The 18,341-nt window shown below is 33.2% G+C and carries 19 protein-coding genes; 13 read left to right on the forward strand and 6 right to left on the reverse strand.

Annotation, left to right across the window (positions count from 1 at the left end):
- Nucleotides 1-5: 5 nt before the first annotated feature.
- Both ACFQ0S_RS13015 and ACFQ0S_RS13020 read left to right on the forward strand, forming a co-directional pair.
- A complete protein-coding gene (locus ACFQ0S_RS13015) occupies nucleotides 6-389 on the forward strand; it encodes a RidA family protein (RefSeq protein WP_379759338.1) in 384 nt (127 codons plus the stop codon).
- A 368-nt stretch (nucleotides 390-757) separates the two neighbouring features.
- The gene (locus ACFQ0S_RS13020) at nucleotides 758-1,315 is read left to right on the forward strand and encodes a YceI family protein (protein WP_379759335.1); all 558 of its coding nucleotides are present in this window, start codon (nucleotides 758-760) and stop codon (nucleotides 1,313-1,315) included.
- A gap of 30 nt (nucleotides 1,316-1,345) precedes the next feature.
- Here ACFQ0S_RS13020 and cysK read toward each other — a convergent pair whose 3' ends face one another.
- Nucleotides 1,346-2,257: a cysteine synthase A gene (gene cysK, locus ACFQ0S_RS13025; RefSeq protein WP_379759332.1), complete on the reverse strand. Its 912-nt coding sequence runs from the start codon at nucleotides 2,255-2,257 to the stop codon at nucleotides 1,346-1,348.
- Between the two features lie 366 nt (nucleotides 2,258-2,623).
- On the opposite strand from cysK, the gene ACFQ0S_RS13030 reads away from it, so the two are divergent.
- The 9 genes from ACFQ0S_RS13030 (at nucleotide 2,624) to ACFQ0S_RS13070 (ending at nucleotide 10,225) form a co-directional block, all read left to right on the forward strand.
- Nucleotides 2,624-4,024, forward strand: coding sequence for an anthranilate synthase component I family protein (locus ACFQ0S_RS13030; protein WP_379759329.1), 1,401 nt, complete (start codon nucleotides 2,624-2,626; stop codon nucleotides 4,022-4,024).
- Nucleotides 4,025-4,080: 56 nt separating this feature from the next.
- A complete protein-coding gene (locus ACFQ0S_RS13035) occupies nucleotides 4,081-4,650 on the forward strand; it encodes an anthranilate synthase component II (protein WP_379759326.1) in 570 nt (189 codons plus the stop codon).
- Nucleotides 4,651-4,698: 48 nt separating this feature from the next.
- Nucleotides 4,699-5,691, forward strand: coding sequence for an anthranilate phosphoribosyltransferase (gene trpD, locus ACFQ0S_RS13040; RefSeq protein WP_379759323.1), 993 nt, complete (start codon nucleotides 4,699-4,701; stop codon nucleotides 5,689-5,691).
- Nucleotides 5,692-5,771: 80 nt separating this feature from the next.
- Entirely contained in the window at nucleotides 5,772-6,554 is a 783-nt protein-coding gene (gene trpC, locus ACFQ0S_RS13045; protein ID WP_379759320.1) for an indole-3-glycerol phosphate synthase TrpC, read from the forward strand.
- A 71-nt stretch (nucleotides 6,555-6,625) separates the two neighbouring features.
- Nucleotides 6,626-7,258 (forward strand): phosphoribosylanthranilate isomerase, encoded by a 633-nt coding sequence (locus tag ACFQ0S_RS13050; RefSeq protein ID WP_379759318.1) that lies wholly within the window; start codon nucleotides 6,626-6,628, stop codon nucleotides 7,256-7,258.
- Nucleotides 7,255-8,436, forward strand: a complete 1,182-nt coding sequence (trpB, locus tag ACFQ0S_RS13055; protein WP_379759315.1) for a tryptophan synthase subunit beta — start codon at nucleotides 7,255-7,257, stop codon at nucleotides 8,434-8,436. Before ACFQ0S_RS13050 ends, trpB begins: the two co-directional genes overlap by 4 nt.
- A gap of 20 nt (nucleotides 8,437-8,456) precedes the next feature.
- Nucleotides 8,457-8,777 (forward strand): gamma-glutamylcyclotransferase family protein, encoded by a 321-nt coding sequence (locus ACFQ0S_RS13060; RefSeq protein ID WP_379759312.1) that lies wholly within the window; start codon nucleotides 8,457-8,459, stop codon nucleotides 8,775-8,777.
- Nucleotides 8,778-8,823: 46 nt separating this feature from the next.
- On the forward strand, nucleotides 8,824-9,585 hold the full coding sequence (gene trpA, locus ACFQ0S_RS13065) for a tryptophan synthase subunit alpha (RefSeq protein ID WP_379759309.1): 762 nt from the start codon (nucleotides 8,824-8,826) through the stop codon (nucleotides 9,583-9,585).
- A 298-nt stretch (nucleotides 9,586-9,883) separates the two neighbouring features.
- Nucleotides 9,884-10,225, forward strand: coding sequence for a hypothetical protein (locus tag ACFQ0S_RS13070; protein ID WP_379759306.1), 342 nt, complete (start codon nucleotides 9,884-9,886; stop codon nucleotides 10,223-10,225).
- A 21-nt stretch (nucleotides 10,226-10,246) separates the two neighbouring features.
- Here ACFQ0S_RS13070 and yaaA read toward each other — a convergent pair whose 3' ends face one another.
- Nucleotides 10,247-11,005: a peroxide stress protein YaaA gene (gene yaaA / locus ACFQ0S_RS13075; RefSeq protein WP_379759303.1), complete on the reverse strand. Its 759-nt coding sequence runs from the start codon at nucleotides 11,003-11,005 to the stop codon at nucleotides 10,247-10,249.
- A gap of 51 nt (nucleotides 11,006-11,056) precedes the next feature.
- Nucleotides 11,057-12,592 (reverse strand): YifB family Mg chelatase-like AAA ATPase, encoded by a 1,536-nt coding sequence (locus ACFQ0S_RS13080; RefSeq protein WP_379759300.1) that lies wholly within the window; start codon nucleotides 12,590-12,592, stop codon nucleotides 11,057-11,059.
- 93 nt (nucleotides 12,593-12,685) lie between these two features.
- Here ACFQ0S_RS13080 and ACFQ0S_RS13085 point away from each other — a divergent pair, with 93 nt between their 5' ends.
- Both ACFQ0S_RS13085 and ACFQ0S_RS13090 read left to right on the forward strand, forming a co-directional pair.
- Entirely contained in the window at nucleotides 12,686-13,063 is a 378-nt protein-coding gene (locus ACFQ0S_RS13085) for a PH domain-containing protein (protein WP_379759297.1), read from the forward strand.
- Between the two features lie 337 nt (nucleotides 13,064-13,400).
- Nucleotides 13,401-14,726, forward strand: coding sequence for an ammonium transporter (locus ACFQ0S_RS13090; RefSeq protein ID WP_379759294.1), 1,326 nt, complete (start codon nucleotides 13,401-13,403; stop codon nucleotides 14,724-14,726).
- Nucleotides 14,727-14,859: 133 nt separating this feature from the next.
- Here ACFQ0S_RS13090 and ACFQ0S_RS13095 read toward each other — a convergent pair whose 3' ends face one another.
- From ACFQ0S_RS13095 to menD, 3 genes are all read right to left on the reverse strand, one after another.
- On the reverse strand, nucleotides 14,860-15,693 hold the full coding sequence (locus tag ACFQ0S_RS13095; RefSeq protein ID WP_379759502.1) for a 1,4-dihydroxy-2-naphthoyl-CoA synthase: 834 nt from the start codon (nucleotides 15,691-15,693) through the stop codon (nucleotides 14,860-14,862).
- A 32-nt stretch (nucleotides 15,694-15,725) separates the two neighbouring features.
- On the reverse strand, nucleotides 15,726-16,586 hold the full coding sequence (locus tag ACFQ0S_RS13100) for a CvfB family protein (protein ID WP_379759291.1): 861 nt from the start codon (nucleotides 16,584-16,586) through the stop codon (nucleotides 15,726-15,728).
- 88 nt (nucleotides 16,587-16,674) lie between these two features.
- On the reverse strand, nucleotides 16,675-18,336 hold the full coding sequence (menD, locus tag ACFQ0S_RS13105; RefSeq protein ID WP_379759288.1) for a 2-succinyl-5-enolpyruvyl-6-hydroxy-3-cyclohexene-1-carboxylic-acid synthase: 1,662 nt from the start codon (nucleotides 18,334-18,336) through the stop codon (nucleotides 16,675-16,677).
- Nucleotides 18,337-18,341 lie beyond the last annotated feature (5 nt).

The following is an 18,341-nucleotide window of genomic DNA, read 5'->3' on the forward strand; positions in this document are numbered from 1 at the left end:
CAATCATGAGCAAAAAAATAATCACAACCCAAAATGCACCAGCTCCTATTGGCCCTTACAATCAGGCTGTTTTAAAAAGCAATACTTTATATATCTCGGGTCAAATTGCACTAAATCCAAAAACTATGGAATTGGTTTTAGAGACTATAGAACAAGAAACAACTCAAATAATGAATAACTTAAAAGCAATTCTTGATGAAGCAGGGATGACTTTTGAAAATGTAGTAAAATCGTCTATTTTTATCATGAATATGAATGATTTTTCAGCTATCAATACCGTTTATGGTAGCTATTTTGATGAAAAAACTGCACCAGCTCGAGAAACGGTTCAAGTTTCCTGCTTGCCCAAAAATGTAAATGTTGAAATTTCTATGATTGCCGTCTTGTAAAATGCTGAAATATTTTTTTACAACCCAAACCCAGTTATTTTTAATTTTATACAGGATTAAAATATTGATTTAAAAGATTTTAAAAGCTAGATAAATAATAAAACCTTACTTGGTCTTAGATTTTTTAAACCTTACAAATAATCAATTTTTGATGATTTCTATTTTAATGTAGCTTTACAATTCTAAAAATGAAATTAGAAAGATAAAACCTTTTTATCTCATAAATCTTATTTCAATATTTATTAATTTTTTTATCTCCAAATATTTAAATGATATATAGTTTTTACTAACTTTGTTGAACCAGCCACCTAAACTAAATTAGTAATGATTTTAAACTAATGTTATTAATTTAGATAAAAACTTTAATAATGAAAAAATTTATATTTATGGTATTGGCATTGTATGCTAATAGTTCTCTTTACGCTCAAATTACTGGGATTAACTTACAAGAAAGTATAATTACTTGGAATGGAAAAAAAGTAACTGGTGCCCATGAAGGTACTATTAGCTTTAAAGAAGGCTTCTTTATTTACGAAAATGATAAAATTGTTGGTGGTGATTTTATCGTTGATATGACAACCTTAAGCAATACAGACCAAACAGGCAAACACAAGTTAGAATTAGAAAAAAATCTAAAATCTTTTAATTTTTTTAATACTGGGGATTTTAAAACGTCACAATTAGTTTTCAAATCAATAATTGACAAAGGAAAAAACCTATATAAAGTAACAGCCGACCTGACCATAAAAGGAATAACAAATTCTGTTAAATTTGATCTTATTTTAAACAAGGAGGGTGCTACAGCCAAATTAAAAGTCGATAGAACTAAATACGGCATTCAATATGGTTCAGGTACTTTTTTTGACGATATAGGCGATTGGACTATTTATGAAGAGTTTGACTTAAATATTGACATCAAATTTTAAACAAATTCACCACTAAAATTTAAATTGTTTTTAAAACAATCCTTCAATAGACAAATAACGTTCTCCAGTATCATAATTAAAAGTCAAAACAACAGAACCGTCTGGAATAGAATCTAATTTTTTTGCTACGGCAGCCAATGAAGCACCAGTAGAAATGCCTACCAATATCCCTTCTTGATTTGCAATACTTTTAGCATATTTAAAGGATTCCTCTTTACTCACTTGAATTACTCCATCAATTAAATCACTTTGATAAATAGAAGGAACAAATCCGGCACCTATTCCTTGTAATGGATGCGGACTTGGGCTACCACCGCTCAATACTGGTGACAATTCAGGCTCTACCGCAAATACTTTTAAATTAGGATATTTAGCTTTCAACACTTTTGCAACACCAACAATATGTCCTCCCGTTCCTACTCCAGTAATAATATAATCTAAACCATCAGGAAAATCGGCAAGAATTTCTTGTGCCGTTGTTCTTTCGTGTACTTCCACATTTGCAGGATTATCAAATTGTTTTGGAGACCAGGCATTGGGAGTTTCTGAAACTAGTTCGGCAGCTTTTTCGATAGCGCCTTTCATTCCTTTTTCCCTTGGAGTCAAGACAAACTCTGCCCCATAAATTTCCATTAGTTTTCTGCGTTCTACACTCATCGACTCTGGCATTACCAAAATCACTTTATAGCCTTTAACTGCCGCCACTAAAGCCAAACCAATTCCTGTATTTCCAGAAGTAGGCTCAATAATTACACTATTAGGATTCAACATCCCTTTACGCTCTGCATCCTCAATCATTGATAATGCTATTCTGTCTTTGATACTACTACTTGGATTTGTTTTTTCTAACTTAATCCAAACATTTTTAGTGTTTCCAAACAATTTATTAATTCTAACTACGGGGGTTTTACCTATAGTTTCTAAAATGGTATTTGCTTTCATTTTTTTAAAATGGTTTATTATAGTGATAATAAATATTGAAGTCTATGGTAAATATACCTAAAAAAGCAAGGACTTCTTCTCAATTAGCATTAACTTATGAAAGATATAACTATTCCATTTTTATTTGTTTAATTTTTGAAAAAAAACAAAATAATATTTGATAAGTTAAAAATGATTTTTACATTTGTAATAATTAATGTAAATATGAAATTAATACTTAAAAATACTTGGTGGTGGAGCAACTTACGTCAAACGTCGTGAAATAGTCTACTTATAAGTATATTTAATCAAATATAAAAAAAGGCTTGTCATTCACGACAGGCTTTTTTTATGTTCAGTATTAATCCAATGAATAAAACAAACCAAATGAAATCATTTAAATTAAAAACGATATACAAGCAAATACTAGCCGACACGATTACGCCGGTAAGTATATATCTTAAAATTAGAGATAAATTTCCGAATAGTTTATTATTAGAAAGTAGTGATTATCATGGCAACGACAACAGTTTCTCCTATATTTGTTGCAATCCAATTGCTTCTATTAAAATTGAAAATGAAACTATTTATAAAACATACCCAGATGGAAGCGCTGAAAAAATAGCAATAGATAGCAAAACCAATATTCCAGAGATTATTCAGGAATTTTCAGGCGAATTCCAATCGGATAAAAATAATTTTAAATTTATCAATAACGGTTTGTTCGGTTATATTTCGTACGATGCGGTTCGGTATTTTGAAAAAATAAGCATCTCCAAAAAAGAAAATAGTAATACCATACCTGATGTTTACTACGCCATTTATCAAAATATTATTGCTATTAACCATTTTAAAAATGAGGCCTATATCTTTTCACACAGTTTAGACCAAACCAATAATATTCCCGAAATTGAGCAATTATTGCAATCTAGAAATATGGCCTCATACAAATTCTCGAAAGAAGGCGAGGGTTTTTCCAATTTAACCGACGAAGAGTTTAGACAAAATGTTGCCTTAGCCAAAAAACATTGTTTTAGAGGAGATGTGTTCCAATTAGTGTTATCCAGACGATTTACGCAAGGCTTCAAAGGGGATGAATTTAATGTTTATAGAGCTTTACGAAGCATCAACCCTTCTCCCTATTTGTTCTTTTTTGATTATGGTGATTTTAAAATTTTTGGATCTTCACCTGAAGCCCAAATTATTGTAAAAAACAGAAAAGCTGAAATACATCCCATAGCAGGAACTTTCAAAAGAACAGGTGATGATGAAAAAGATGCGGTCATTGCCAAACAACTCTCAGAAGACAAGAAAGAAAATAGTGAACACGTGATGTTGGTCGATTTGGCCAGAAATGATTTGAGTAGAAACGGTCACGATGTGCAAGTAGAAAAATACAGAGAAGTGCAGTTTTTCTCTCATGTCATTCATTTGGTTTCAAAAGTAATAGGCCATTTGCATGAAAAAGCCACAACAATGCAGGTCGTTGCCGATACCTTTCCTGCGGGTACCTTGAGTGGTGCTCCAAAACACAGAGCGATGCAACTTATTGAAGAGTATGAAAAAACAAATCGTAATTTTTATGGTGGCGCCATTGGATTTATGGATTTTGAAGGGAATTTTAATCATGCCATTATGATTCGAACTTTTTTGAGTAAGAATCATCAATTGCATTACCAAGCGGGAGCAGGAATTGTTGCCAGTTCTGATGAAGAAAGCGAAATGCAAGAAGTATATAATAAATTAAGAGCCTTGAACACCGCTTTGGAATTAGCGGAAACAATTTAACGATTTAATAATTAACTAATGCGAGATTGCTTTATGCATCGCAATGACATCATAAAATGAAAAAAATACTAGTCATAGACAATTACGATAGTTTTACTTATAATCTAGTACACTATTTACAAGATTTAAACTGTGAAGTAACAGTGTATAGAAACGATGAATTTGATATTGATGAAGTCAAAAAATTTGATAAGATTTTACTGTCTCCTGGGCCTGGCGTTCCTGATGAGGCTGGCTTATTGAAAGAAGTCATTAAAACCTATTCACCAAGCAAAAGCATACTTGGAGTTTGTTTGGGGCAACAAGCCATTGGTGAAGTTTTTGGCGGAAGCCTTACTAATCTTGACAAAGTATATCATGGAGTGGCGACAAATGTTACTATTCTTGTAGATAACGAAAACCTATTTAACGGTTTAGAAAAACAAATTGAAGTTGGGAGATACCATTCATGGGTCATAAACCCTCAAGATTTCCCCGAATCTTTAGAGATTACTTCAGTGGATGAAAACGGACAAATCATGTCTGTTCGCCATCGGACATTAGATGTGAAAGGAGTACAATTTCATCCCGAAAGTGTTTTGACTCCTCATGGCAAAAAAATGTTAGAAAATTGGGTTAATAATTAATCTGTACAACAAATACTTGAATCATTTTTATAAAAAGTAAAACATTAAATGAAAACTATACTCAACAGACTCATTAATCACGAAATTCTCAGTAAAGAAGAGGCCAAAAATGTCTTGTTTAACATTTCAAATGGAAGTTATAATCCAAGCCAAATTGCGAGTTTTCTTACCGTTTATATGATGCGAAATATCGCTATAGACGAGCTGGCCGGTTTCAGAGAAGCGCTATTGGAATTGTGCATTGCTGTGGATTTGTCTGCTTATAATACTATTGATTTGTGTGGAACGGGAGGAGACGGTAAAGACACTTTCAATATTTCTACTTTAGCTTCCTTTGTTGCTGCTGGAGCAGGAATTAAAGTAGCTAAACATGGGAATTACGGAGTATCTTCCATTTCGGGGTCTAGTAATGTGATGGAAAATTTAGGCGTTAAATTCAGTAATGATAAAGGTTTTCTTGAAAAATGTATTGATGAGGCTGGGATCTGTATTTTGCATGCACCATTGTTTCACCCTGCCATGAAAAATGTAGCTCCCATCAGAAAAGAATTGGGTGTAAAAACCTTCTTTAACATGTTAGGTCCAATGGTCAATCCTTCTTTTCCTAAAAACCAATTGGTGGGTGTATTCAATCTGGAGCTAGCAAGAATGTACAGCTATTTGTATCAAAATACGAATATCAATTACACTATTTTGCACAGTTTAGATGGCTATGATGAAATCTCATTGACTGGAAATACCAAAACCATTTCTAATAGTATTGAAGCCATGCTAAAGCCAGAAGATTTTGGAGTGGAACAATTAAGCCAAAAAGATATTGAAGGAGGAACAACCATCGAACAATCGGCTCAACTATTTGTTGACATTATTTCTGGCAAAGGAACTGAAGCTCAAAACAATGTCGTTTATGCAAATGCCGGAATGGCAATTGCAACAGTAAATCATCTCACACCAATTGAAGGATTTCAATTAGCAAAAGCGAGTTTACTGTCTGGAAAAGCATTAAATGCCTTGAAAAAATTACAACAATTAAGCAAATAAAAAAGGTTAGAAAGTTTAGAAGGTTTATAAGTATAACTTCTAACCCTTCTAAACTTCTAACCCTTCTAAACTTTATAGAAATGAATATTTTAGATAAAATAATTTTAGACAAAAAACGGGAAGTTGAACTTAAAAAATCGATAATTCCAGTTTCTCAATTAGAAAGTTCAGTGCTTTTTGATAGCAGAACTGTTTCTTTAAGTAAAATACTCCGAAGCAGCCAAACAGGTATAATTGCCGAGCACAAACGCCGTTCGCCTTCTAAGTCTGAAATAAATTACAACTTTACTGTAGAAGAAGTGGTAAAAGGTTATGAAAGTGCTGGAGTTTGTGGCATATCCGTTTTGACAGACGGGAAATATTTTGGAGGTTCGTTAGACGATTTACTTTTGGCTAGAGCCTCTGTTAATGTGCCTTTACTTCGCAAAGAATTTATCGTAGATGAATACCAAATTCTAGAAGCTAAAGCCCATGGAGCCGATTTAATATTACTTATTGCAGCCGTTTTGACTCGTGAGGAAATCAAACAGTTATCTGAATTTGCAGAATCTCTAGGATTGGAAGTTTTACTTGAGGTTCATAATTTAGATGAATTACGAAAATCAATTATGCCGAGTTTGAATATGATCGGTGTCAACAATCGTAATCTAAAGACCTTTGAAGTGAGCTTAGATTTTAGCAAAACATTAGCTAGCGAAATTCCAAATGAGTTTGTGAAAGTTTCTGAAAGTGGTATCAGTTCCATAGAAGCTATCAACGAACTGAAACTTTATGGTTACAAAGGATTTTTAATTGGCGAAAATTTTATGAAAACCGATAATGCTGGAGCAAGTGCAAAAGAGTTTATTTCAAAATTAATTTAAACAAAAAGAACACAGCGGAAACACTAAGCACACAAAGCTTTGTGAACTTTATCGTTAAAAAACAGCATACTATGAAACTGAAAATCTGCGGCATGAAATACCCCGAAAATATTCTAGAAGTAAGCGAATTACTTCCGGATTATATGGGATTTATTTTCTGGGAAAAATCGAGCCGTTTTTTTGATGGTACTATGCCGGATTTACCAAAATCAATCCAAAAAGTGGGGGTTTTTGTTGATGCTACTTTAGATGAAATCATTTTAAAAATTAAGAAATACAATTTAAATCTGATTCAATTACACGGAAAGGAAAGCGTTTCATTTTGTTTGGATTTAAAAACTGAAATCAAAAATTTGAAACAAAATCAGATTGAAATCATAAAAGTGTTTTCAATACTTGATGATTTTGATTTTAGTATTTTGAATGATTACGAAACGGTTTGCAACTACTTTTTATTTGATACCAAAGGTAAACTACCTGGCGGTAACGGAACTGTATTTGATTGGAATGTATTGAAAAAATACCCTTCAAAGAAACCCTTTTTCCTGAGTGGTGGAATTGGAATAGAAGAAATAGCATCCGTAAAACAACTGTTAAAAACCAATTTACCCATTCACTCCATAGATATAAATAGTAAATTTGAAATCGAACCTGGTTTGAAAAATATGCAATTATTAAAAGACTTTAAAATAAATATAAAATGAGCTATCACGTTAATGAAAAAGGATTTTATGGCAACTTTGGTGGTGCCTTTATACCTGAGATGCTGTATCCAAATGTAGAAGAATTGCGTCAAAATTATTTAAAGATTAGTTCTGAACCTAGCTTTCAAGAAGAATTTAAATACTTATTAAAAGATTATGTTGGTCGCCCTACTCCACTTTATTTTGCAGAGCGATTGTCTAAGGAATACAACACCAAGGTATATCTAAAACGAGAAGATTTATGTCATACAGGTGCCCATAAAGTGAACAACACCATTGGTCAAATTCTAATGGCAAAGAAATTAGGTAAAACCAGAATCATTGCAGAAACTGGAGCAGGACAACATGGCGTGGCAACTGCAACGGTATGCGCTTTGATGGGACTTGAGTGTATAGTATACATGGGAGAAGTCGATATTAAACGTCAAGCTCCAAATGTAGCAAGAATGAAAATGCTTGGTGCTGAAGTTCGTCCAGCTACTTCAGGCTCAAAAACGCTAAAAGATGCTACCAATGAAGCCATTAGAGATTGGATTAACAATCCTGAAAATACTTATTATATTATTGGTTCAGTTGTAGGACCACATCCGTATCCAGATATGGTGGCGCGTTTTCAAGCTGTTATTTCTGAAGAAATTAAGCAGCAATTATTAGAAAAGGAAGGTCGTGAAAATCCTGATTATTTGGTGGCTTGTGTCGGTGGGGGTAGCAATGCTGCTGGTACTTTTTATCATTTTTTAGATGATGAAGAAGTGAAAATCATTGCCGTAGAAGCCGCTGGCTTAGGCGTAGATTCTGGAGAAAGTGCTGCAACATCAGCTCTAGGAAAAATTGGTGTTATACACGGAAGTAAAACCCTTTTGATGCAAAGTGCTGATGGTCAGATTACCGAACCATATTCAATCTCTGCTGGATTAGATTATCCTGGTGTAGGACCAATGCACGCTCATTTATTTGAATCTAAACGTGCCGAATTTATTGCTATTACTGATGAAGATGCTATGAATTGGGGAATTAAATTATCCAAAACAGAGGGAATAATTCCTGCTATTGAAACGGCGCATGCCTTTGCAGTTCTTGACACAAAAAAGTTTAAACCTACTGATATTGTTGTGATTAATCTTTCTGGTCGTGGCGATAAAGATTTAAATACATATATTGATTATTTTAAATTGTAAATCCTAGATTAAATAAGTTTATGGAAAAATTATTCACTTATGGAACCTTACAAGATAGAGACATTCAAGAAAATATTTTTGGAAGAATATTAAGAGGTACTTCCGAAACATTAGTGGGTTATGAATTAAAAAAAATTAAAATTGAAGAAGAATTTGGAATAGTTCAATACCCTATCATCATTGAAACTAAAAATCCTGAAGATACTATTGTGGGAATTGTTTATGAAATCTCAGCAAATGATTTGCGTAAAGCTGATCTATATGAAGGAATGCATTACAAACGCATAGAAGTTCATTTGCAATCTAATGAAAAAGCTTGGGTTTATAGTGTTGCAAACTAAATTAATGAAACTAAAAAACAGATTTATATCTGAAAAAACATTTATAATGAATCGAATAAATCAAAAATTACAAGAAGACAAAAAGTTACTTTCAATCTATTTTTCAGCAGGTTATCCTAGTTTAAATGATACTGTAAAAATCATTCAAGATTTAGAAAAAAGCGGTGTAGATATGATTGAAATTGGTTTGCCTTTTAGCGATCCTTTGGCCGATGGACCAACTATTCAAGAGAGTTCGACCCAAGCATTGCATAATGGTATGACCACAAAATTGCTTTTTGAACAATTAGCAACCATTCGGGAAACGGTAAAAATTCCATTAATTATTATGGGCTATTTTAATCCGATGTTGCAATACGGCGTAGAAGAGTTTTGTAAAAAATGTGCTGAAATTGGTATTGATGGTCTCATCATTCCTGATTTGCCTGTTGCCATTTACGCAGATGATTACAAAGCCATTTTTGAAAAATATGGCTTAATCAATGTTTTTTTAATAACTCCTCAAACCTCAGAAGATAGAATTCGATTTATAGATAGTGTATCAAACGGCTTCATATATATGGTTTCGTCTGCCAGTGTTACTGGTTCGCAATCTGGTTTTGGAAGTTCACAAGAAAGTTATTTCAAACGAATTGCCAATATGAATTTGAAAAACCCTCAAATCATTGGCTTCGGAATCAGCGATAAAACAACGTTTAACCAAGCGACTCAATACGCAAAAGGAGCCATTATTGGTAGTGCTTTTATTAAAAATCTGACTGAAAACGGAGTGGGTAGCATTGATAAATTTATTGGTAATATTGTTTAATTTAGAACAAACCGTTTCATCATACAGACAGTTTGTTTTAGACTTAAAAAAAAGAATCAACGCGTTAAAAACCAATTTATTCTCTTTCGATAAAGTAGCACTCTATAGCGTGATAGCTAGTATTTGCTATTCGTGTAAACCATCAACTTACAAATAAATTTAATACAAGAACTTCTGATGTAGCCATAATGGCTTATAGAAACTTATTCTACTTATTAACAATTGCTATTAATTATAAAAAAAATATTTATATTTGATTGACTTTAAATTAGTTATTTAATTTTAAATTTTAATCGTTATGGCTTTTTTTAGAAATAATACCAAGAGAATGGTTCAGGAGTTTAAAAACAAAAACGAATACTATTCTAATGATTTAAATAAAGAAATTATAGAGTCCTATGAAGATTTGAAATCAGATTTTGAGAATTACAGCCAAGTTATTCCTGAATTTTCGGAATTTGTTTCAGATATTAAAAGCAAATTAACTTCAACAGAAGCAACTAAATTAGAAGAATTTTACAATCAACTTCGTCGTGTAAACCTTTGTGCAAAAAATGGTGTTGAATCATTGAGACATTTATCACTTAATCACCGAAAAGTTACTAGAGAAACTTTGCGACTTTATGACGAATTTGAGTAAATACAAATAGTTATTTACTCATTATCTAGTAAAAACCAATTTATTCTCTTTCGATAAATTAGCATCAAACTGATAACCCTCATAATTAAAACCTTTCAAATCGTCAACGGTTTCAGCATTTGTGTCAACGATATAACGAACCATTAGTCCTCTCGCTTTCTTTGCAAAGAAGCTTATCATCTTTAGCTTTCCATCTTTAAAATCTAGAAATTCAGGAGTAATTACAGCAACTTTTAATGACTTGGCATCTATTGCTGAAAAATATTCATTGCTCGCCAAATTGATAAATAATTCGCCTTTATGAAGTTCCTTATTTAAAGAATCGGTTATCTTGTTCTTCCAGAAATCATATAAGTTTTTACTTTCTTCAATAGCCATTTTTGTTCCCATTTCTAAACGATACGGTTGAATTAAATCAAGAGGTTTGAGCAAACCGTATAATCCAGATAAAATTCGAAGTTTTTCTTGTAAAACCATTACTTTTTCTGTTGGAATTGTTGTTGCATTCAAACCTATATATACGTCGCCCGCAAAAGCATAAATGGCAGGTCTAGCATTTTCTGGTGTAAAAGGAGTTTTCCAGTTTTTATTGCGTTGCCAATTCAATTCACCCAATTTATCTGAAATCGACATCAGTTCAGACAATTCTTTTGGAAATTTTTGCTTGATGACTTTGTTTATTACTGTACTTTCTTTTATGAAACGAGAATTTGTATATTCTTGTGTTGGTAATGTTGTTTCAAAATCTAATGATTTCGCAGGAGAAATGACTATTTTCATGTTTAATATATTGTGAAATATGTTTTTTATTCGATTAATTTCTTCAAATCTCTACCCCAACCAACCATCTCTATCCAAACTTCTGTATTGTATGGCTTCTGCAATATGAGAGGCACCAACAGCTTCTGATCCTTCTAAATCTGCAATGGTTCTGGAAACTTTTAGAATTCTGTCATAGGCGCGAGCTGATAAATTCAATCGCTCCATAGCTGTTTTTAGTAATTGTAGAGATGTTTCATCTAGTTTACAAAACTCCCGAATTTGTTTGGTATTCATTTGAGCATTATAATTCACCGTTTCATTTGTTTCGAAACGAGCGGTTTGAATTTCTCTCGCTTTTGTAACTCGAGCTCTAATATCAACACTGCTTTCAGCTTTTGCATTATCCGATAATTTCTCGAAAGGAACTGGAGTTACTTCTATATGAATGTCTATTCTATCTAAAAGTGGCCCAGAAATCTTGCTTAAGTACCGCTGCATTTCATGTGGTGAAGAAGTTTGTGGAGCGTCAGGATCATTAAAAAAACCACTCGGGCTTGGATTCATACTTGCCACCAACATAAACGAAGACGGATAGGTTACCGTAAACTTCGCTCTCGAAATCGTCACTTCTCTATCTTCAAGCGGCTGTCGCATGACTTCTAATACATCTCTCTTGAATTCAGGCAACTCATCTAAAAATAAAACACCATTATGCGCCATAGAAATTTCACCAGGTTGCGGGTAACTTCCGCCACCTACTAACGCCACGTTCGAAATCGTGTGGTGCGGACTTCGAAAAGGCCTTTGATTCATTAATCCTACTTCTTTTAATTTTCCAGCAACGCTGTGAATTTTTGTAGTTTCTAATGCTTCTCTAAGTGTCATTGGTGGTAAAATACTAGGCAAACGTTTGGCTAACATTGTTTTCCCAGCACCAGGTGGACCAATTAATATTACATTATGTCCACCAGCTGCTGCTATTTCCATGCATCGCTTTATACTTTCTTGACCTTTAACGTCACTAAAATCATGTTCGGGAAAATCTAGCGTTTTATAAAACTCAGCGCGAGTGTCAATAGTTGTTGGTTCTAAAGTTCCTTTCCCTTCAAAAAAATCGATAACTTCTTGCACATTTTCAACACCATAAACTTCTAGTCCTGCAACAATAGCAGCTTCTTTTACATTTTGTTTTGGGAGAAAAAAACCTTTAAAGCCTTCTTCTTTTGCTTTTATCGCTATAGGTAATGCCCCTTTAATAGGTTGTAAACTTCCATCTAAAGACAATTCGCCCATAATGATGTACTTATCGACTTCATAAGCTTTAATTTGAGATGAAGCAACAAGAATTCCTACTGCTAAAGTCAAATCATAGGCGGAGCCTTCTTTCCGTAAATCCGCGGGAGCCATGTTTATGGTAATCTTTTTTCCAGGCATATTATAACCATTATTCTTTAAGGCGGCAGCAATACGATAACTACTTTCTTTAATGGCATTATCTGGCAACCCTACAAGATGGTACCCTATTCCTTTATCCATATTCACTTCTACAGTGATTGTTGTGGCTTCGACTCCAAAAACGGCGCTTCCGAAAACTTTAATTAGCATAAAACTTAAATTTGAATGTAAATTAATAAAATATTAGCAGTTACTACAAGTAAATTAATTTAATTTTGAAGTTCTAAAAATAAAAAAATAATTATGGGACTATTTAATGCCATTTTAGGAAACGCTTCGGAAGTAAATATCGAATCCGTATCTAAAGAATTTGAACCTATCTTAATTGATGGTGAAAATATTGAAAAAGCGTATAAACTTATTAAAGACATGTTTATTTTTACCAATAAACGATTAATTCTGGTAGAGAAACAATTGGTTGGTTCAAAAGTCGACTATATGTCTATTCCCTATTTCAATATTCAAAAATTTTCTAAAGAGAGTGCTGGTATTTTAGATTTAGATGCCGAATTGAAAATTTGGCTTAGAAGCGAAAGCACGCCTATTATTAAACAGTTTGGAAAAGGGGGTAATAATATTAATGAAGTATATAAAATTTTGAGTCAACACATATTAAAGTAAATCTATTATAATTAATCTATTATAATATTAAAGGAGTGAATAGCACTATAGTTATTTACTCTTTTTTTTTATGATTTTTTTTATAAGCCCAAAACCTTTTCAATAAAAGTATGAATAATACCTATTCTTTAATTCGGTGTTATTAAAATGTAAAAAAATCATTGAATAACACAAAAAACACATTATTAAATTATAAATTTTGCTATTTAATAATCACATACCCTCAAAATATTGGGGTATATAATGAAAAAATCATAAAAATAATTGTTTATTGACGATTTTTTTAAGGGGTATAAAATCATTTTATACTTTTATCAAAACTTTAAAATCAAAAACAATGCGAAAAATTATTTTAAGTGTGATTCTAATCACGATTTTGGTGTTATCCATTTTTTCTATTTATTTATTTCCAGAGGTTGCAACTTTAGGCGCACACGTTGTAGAACTTAAGTTAGATACTGGAGATACTGCTTGGATGTTAGCAGCTACTGGTCTAGTGTTATTAATGACTCCTGGACTTGGATTCTTTTACGGAGGTATGGTAGGCAAAAAGAATGTTATTAGTACTGTTTTACAAAGCTTTATTGCTATGGTAATTGTTACAGTTCTATGGGTTGTTGTAGCTTTTGGTTTATGCTTTGGTCCATCTATTGGTGGTTTCATTGGTGACCCATCCTACAATATGTTCTTTCAAGGGGTAAGTGCTAACACTGCTTGGGAGCTAGCTCCTACAATTCCTTTTATCTTATTTGCTTTATTTCAAGCTAAATTTGCAATTATTACACCAGCTTTAATAACAGGTGCATTTGCAGAGCGAGTACGTTTCTGGGCTTACCTATTATTTATGGTTTTATTCATATTAGTTGTATATGCTCCTTTATGTCATATGACTTGGCATCCTGACGGCATTTTCTTCGGATGGGGAGTTCTTGATTTCGCTGGTGGTACAGTAGTACACATGAGTGCTGGTTGGGCTGCTCTTGCTGGAGCGATGTTCTTAGGAAAAAGAAAAGTGCCAAAAGCTAATCCTGCACGTATTACTTATGTATTATTAGGAACTGGTTTATTATGGTTTGGTTGGTTCGGTTTCAATGCAGGATCTGCTGTAGGTGCTGGAAGCCTTGCTGCTCAAGCTTTAGGAACTACTACTGTAGCTGCCGCTGCCGCTGCAATGGGTTGGGTATTCCTTGACAAAATATTAGGTCATAAACTTTCTGCAATGGGTGCTTGTATTGGAGCTGTTGTTGGATTAGTTGCTATTACTCCTGCTGCTGGTTTCGTAACCATTCCTTCTGCTCTTGCAATTGGTTTTATTGCGAGTATCGTTAGTAACCTTGTAGTAAGTAAATTCCCTAAAGGTAAAATTGATGATGCTTTAGATGTATTTGCTTGTCACGGAGTTGGTGGTATGGTTGGAATGTTATTAACTGGTGTATTTGCTTCTAAATCTGTAAATGCTATTGTAGGTGATAACCAAGGTTTGATTTATGGTGACGCTACTTTGTTTTTAATTCAATTAAAAGCTTTAGTTCTTGTTTCTATATTTGCTTTCGTAGTATCTTATGCATTATTCTTTATTGTAAATAAAATTACTCCATTAAGAGTTTCTGAAGAAAAAGAAGAATTAGGATTGGACATCTCTCAACATGGTGAATACTTATAGTAATCACTTTTAATTTAATTTTAAAACACTCTAAAGATTCGTTTTTAGAGTGTTTTTTTTTATACTTTATTTCTAGATCAGGCATTTCAATGAATTAACTAAAATCTAGATATATAATAAATTTAGAGAATAGTCAAGGCAACCATTTATTCTCCCCAAAATTTGGTTTTCGTTTTTCTAAAAAGGCATTTCGCCCTTCTTTGGCTTCCTCAGTCATATAAGCTAATCGAGTCGCTTCGCCAGCAAAAACTTGTTGCCCAACCATACCATCATCTGTTAGATTCATGGCAAACTTTAGCATTTTTATAGATGTTGGTGATTTTTGTAGAATTTCTTGCGCCCATTCATAAGCAGTACCTTCTAGCTCAGCGTGCGGAATTACAGCATTTACCATTCCCATATCCATAGCGTCTTGTGCAGAATAATTACGACCTAAAAAGAAAATTTCTCTAGCTTTTTTCTGCCCCACCATTTTAGCCAAATAAGCCGAACCGTAACCGCCATCAAAACTAGTTACATCGGCATCCGTTTGTTTAAAAATAGCATGTTCTTTGCTGGCTAATGTCAAATCGCAAACCACGTGCAAACTGTGTCCGCCGCCAACTGCCCAACCCGGAACGACTGCAATAACAACTTTTGGCATAAATCGAATAATCCGTTGCACTTCAAGAATATTCAATCGGTGTTGACCATCTTCTCCTACATATCCTTGATGACCACGTGCATTTTGATCGCCACCGCTACAAAAAGAGTATATTCCGTCTTTAGAAGAAGGTCCTTCGGCAGAAAGTAAAACCACTCCAATAGAAGTATCTTCTTGAGCATCATAAAATGCAGTATACAATTCTGAAGTCGTTTTTGGACGAAAAGCATTGCGCACATCAGGACGATTAAAAGCAATACGGGCTACACCATTGCATTTTTTATAGGTTATATCTTCAAATTCTCTTACGGTTTTCCAATCTATCATTTTAAATCTCAATTATAGTGTTCAAAAAATTAATCTGCATTTTGAATCAAGTAAATACCATCTTCTTTTATCTCAATTTGTTTGTCTTTATACAAAGAACCAATTGCTTTTTTAAAAGTTTTCTTACTCATTTTCAATACCGTTTTAATATCTTCAGGATGTGAATTGTCATTCAATCGCAAAAAACCACGACTGGCGCGTAACTCATCCAAAATGATTTGGGCATTGGGTTCGATATTCAAATACCCTTGTATTTGAAAAGAAACATCTATTTTATTATCAGGACGAATGGTTTTGATATAACCACGCATTCTATCTCCAGTACGAATGGCATCATCATAAACTTCATCCTTATACACTAATCCTTTGTGCTTTTCATTGATGATGACATTAATACCAATTTCAGTAATATGCGAAACGATTAAATCGACTTCTTCCCCTTTTTCAACAGTTAAATTATCATTATTTAAAAACTGATTGGTTTTGCTTGACGCTACCAAACGATTCGTCTTTTCGTCCATATACAAATAAACGAGATAGCGTTTGCCTTTTTCCATTGGTCGAGCTTGCTCTTTAAACGGAACTAGAATGTCTTTCTCCATTCCCCAATCCATAAAAGCGCCTACCTGATTGACATAATTCACTCGTAAAAGCGCGAATTCGTTCAATAAAATATAAGGTTCTAAAGTAGTGGCAACAGGACGCTCTTCGTGATCTAAATAAACAAAAACGATAAGCTCCTCGCCTATTTCCCATTCGTTAGGGACGTATTTATTAGGTAAAAGTATGTCGTGAATTCCTTCTGGATCAGCGGTTGGATTTCCTAAAAACAATCCTACTTTGGTATCTCTTAATATGGTTAGTGTATTGTATTTTCCTATTTCAATCATTTATATAAGTTGCAAAGGTTCTGAAATGCAAAGGTACAAAGAGGAATGCAAAGTTTTAGAATTATTCGAATATTGCTATAAAAACAAATTAAACCAACTCTTTAAAATATTGCAACAAAATCTTATCGTTTTGTAAAGTTGGAGTAAATACTTCTAAAATACTCGGCTTTTCATTTTGGCTGTATAATGTATCTAAAGCTGATGTCAAACTTTCTGCATCACTGGCTATTGAATATTCAAAACCATACATTTTTGCCAAATGTTCAGCTGTATGGCAATGTGCTGTTTCGAAAAAAGTATTGTATACTTTGGTTTCTTGATGTCCCGGTAAAATTCTAAAAATGCCGCCACCACCGTTATTAATAAGAATTATTTTGAAATTTTTAGGCACATAATCATTCCAAAGACCATTGCTATCGTATATAAAGCCTACATCACCTGTAATTAAAACCGTTTGTCGCTTGCTCATTACTGCGGCTCCAATTGCCGTAGAAGTACTTCCGTCTATACCACTAGTACCTCGATTGCTAAATACAGAAATACTCGAATCTATTGGAAATAATTGCGCATAACGAATGGGTGAACTGTTACTCAATTGCAGCATACTATTTTTAGGTAAACTCGGCATAATAATTTCAAAAGCTTTCAAGTCAGAAAACGGAATTTTATCTAAGTATTTTTGGTGATTAATTATACGCAGTTTTTTAACTGCTTTTCCTTTTTCAAAATAATCACTTAAAACTGTTTTTGTAAAAGGTAATATTTGATTAAAAAAATCATTCGGACAAGCTTCAAAATGATGATTTAAGCAACCGAAAGTATTATACGCTCTTAAAGAATCTATATGCCAATGGTGCTTCGGTTTATACTGTCTTAAAAAAGCTTTAACTCTTTTAGAAACAATCATTCCACCAAAAGTTATTAAAATATCAGGCTGAAAAGCTTTAAAATCTTTCTCTTTAAAAGGAGTTATTATAGTATCAATGTTCGAAAGAAAACTAGGATGATGCCAATTTGATGTTGTTTCGGTCATGACGATAATAGAAGGGTCATTAGCAATTGCATTTGTGATTTCCTCATCTATTTCGTTTGGAGCATTTACCCCTACTACTATCAATTTTTTTGTTGCTGAGTTCCATAAATTCGTATAAGCAATGATATCATCAATCGCTATTGTTTTATACACTTTAGAAAATGCCGAAATGGTTGGATCAACAGTCATTTTTCGAACCGTTTGATACAAAGGCTCTTCAAAAGGTGCATTGATGTGCGTTGGTCCTTTTTGGGTGTAAGCAATATTTATGGCATTGTTAATCTTACTATCATTTTCATTAGATTCACCTTCTGTAAGATTGGCATTGTACAACGAATGGTTTTGAAACACATCCATTTGCCTGATGGTTTGTCCATCGCCAATATCAATTTTTGAGAATGGCCTATCGGCAGAGATTACAATTAAAGGTATTTGACTGTAAAAAGCTTCAGCAAAAGCGGGATAATAATTTAATAAAGCAGAACCTGAAGTACAAACTAATGCAACTGGCTTACTAAGTTGTTGTGCAATACCCAATGCAAAAAAAGCGGCACAACGTTCGTCGGCAACACTGTAACAAGTAAATTCTGGATTATTCACAAAACCCAAAGTTAATGGTGCATTTCTAGAACCGGGAGAAATAACAATTTGAGTAATCCCTTTGGTTAAACAAATTTGAATAATACTTTGAGCAAGTGGAATTTTAGGATAAATCATTATAT

Origin of the sequence: Flavobacterium myungsuense, from assembly GCF_042677265.1 — a bacterium.
Taxonomy (GTDB): domain Bacteria; phylum Bacteroidota; class Bacteroidia; order Flavobacteriales; family Flavobacteriaceae; genus Flavobacterium; species Flavobacterium myungsuense.

Excerpts from the sequence above, each read along its gene's own strand:
- ACFQ0S_RS13030 (WP_379759329.1), top strand. The coding sequence starts at position 2,624 with ATGAAATCATTTAAATTAAAAACGATATACAAGCAAATACTAGCCGAC.
- ACFQ0S_RS13090 (WP_379759294.1), top strand. The coding sequence starts at position 13,401 with ATGCGAAAAATTATTTTAAGTGTGATTCTAATCACGATTTTGGTGTTA.
- ACFQ0S_RS13035 (WP_379759326.1), top strand. The coding sequence starts at position 4,081 with ATGAAAAAAATACTAGTCATAGACAATTACGATAGTTTTACTTATAAT.
- ACFQ0S_RS13070 (WP_379759306.1), top strand. The coding sequence starts at position 9,884 with ATGGCTTTTTTTAGAAATAATACCAAGAGAATGGTTCAGGAGTTTAAA.
- cysK (WP_379759332.1), bottom strand. The coding sequence starts at position 2,257 with ATGAAAGCAAATACCATTTTAGAAACTATAGGTAAAACCCCCGTAGTT.
- ACFQ0S_RS13020 (WP_379759335.1), top strand. The coding sequence starts at position 758 with ATGAAAAAATTTATATTTATGGTATTGGCATTGTATGCTAATAGTTCT.
- menD (WP_379759288.1), bottom strand. The coding sequence starts at position 18,336 with ATGATTTATCCTAAAATTCCACTTGCTCAAAGTATTATTCAAATTTGT.
- ACFQ0S_RS13015 (WP_379759338.1), top strand. The coding sequence starts at position 6 with ATGAGCAAAAAAATAATCACAACCCAAAATGCACCAGCTCCTATTGGC.
- ACFQ0S_RS13080 (WP_379759300.1), bottom strand. The coding sequence starts at position 12,592 with ATGCTAATTAAAGTTTTCGGAAGCGCCGTTTTTGGAGTCGAAGCCACA.
- trpD (WP_379759323.1), top strand. The coding sequence starts at position 4,699 with ATGAAAACTATACTCAACAGACTCATTAATCACGAAATTCTCAGTAAA.
- ACFQ0S_RS13050 (WP_379759318.1), top strand. The coding sequence starts at position 6,626 with ATGAAACTGAAAATCTGCGGCATGAAATACCCCGAAAATATTCTAGAA.
- trpB (WP_379759315.1), top strand. The coding sequence starts at position 7,255 with ATGAGCTATCACGTTAATGAAAAAGGATTTTATGGCAACTTTGGTGGT.
- trpC (WP_379759320.1), top strand. The coding sequence starts at position 5,772 with ATGAATATTTTAGATAAAATAATTTTAGACAAAAAACGGGAAGTTGAA.
- ACFQ0S_RS13060 (WP_379759312.1), top strand. The coding sequence starts at position 8,457 with ATGGAAAAATTATTCACTTATGGAACCTTACAAGATAGAGACATTCAA.
- ACFQ0S_RS13085 (WP_379759297.1), top strand. The coding sequence starts at position 12,686 with ATGGGACTATTTAATGCCATTTTAGGAAACGCTTCGGAAGTAAATATC.
- trpA (WP_379759309.1), top strand. The coding sequence starts at position 8,824 with ATGAATCGAATAAATCAAAAATTACAAGAAGACAAAAAGTTACTTTCA.
- ACFQ0S_RS13100 (WP_379759291.1), bottom strand. The coding sequence starts at position 16,586 with ATGATTGAAATAGGAAAATACAATACACTAACCATATTAAGAGATACC.
- yaaA (WP_379759303.1), bottom strand. The coding sequence starts at position 11,005 with ATGAAAATAGTCATTTCTCCTGCGAAATCATTAGATTTTGAAACAACA.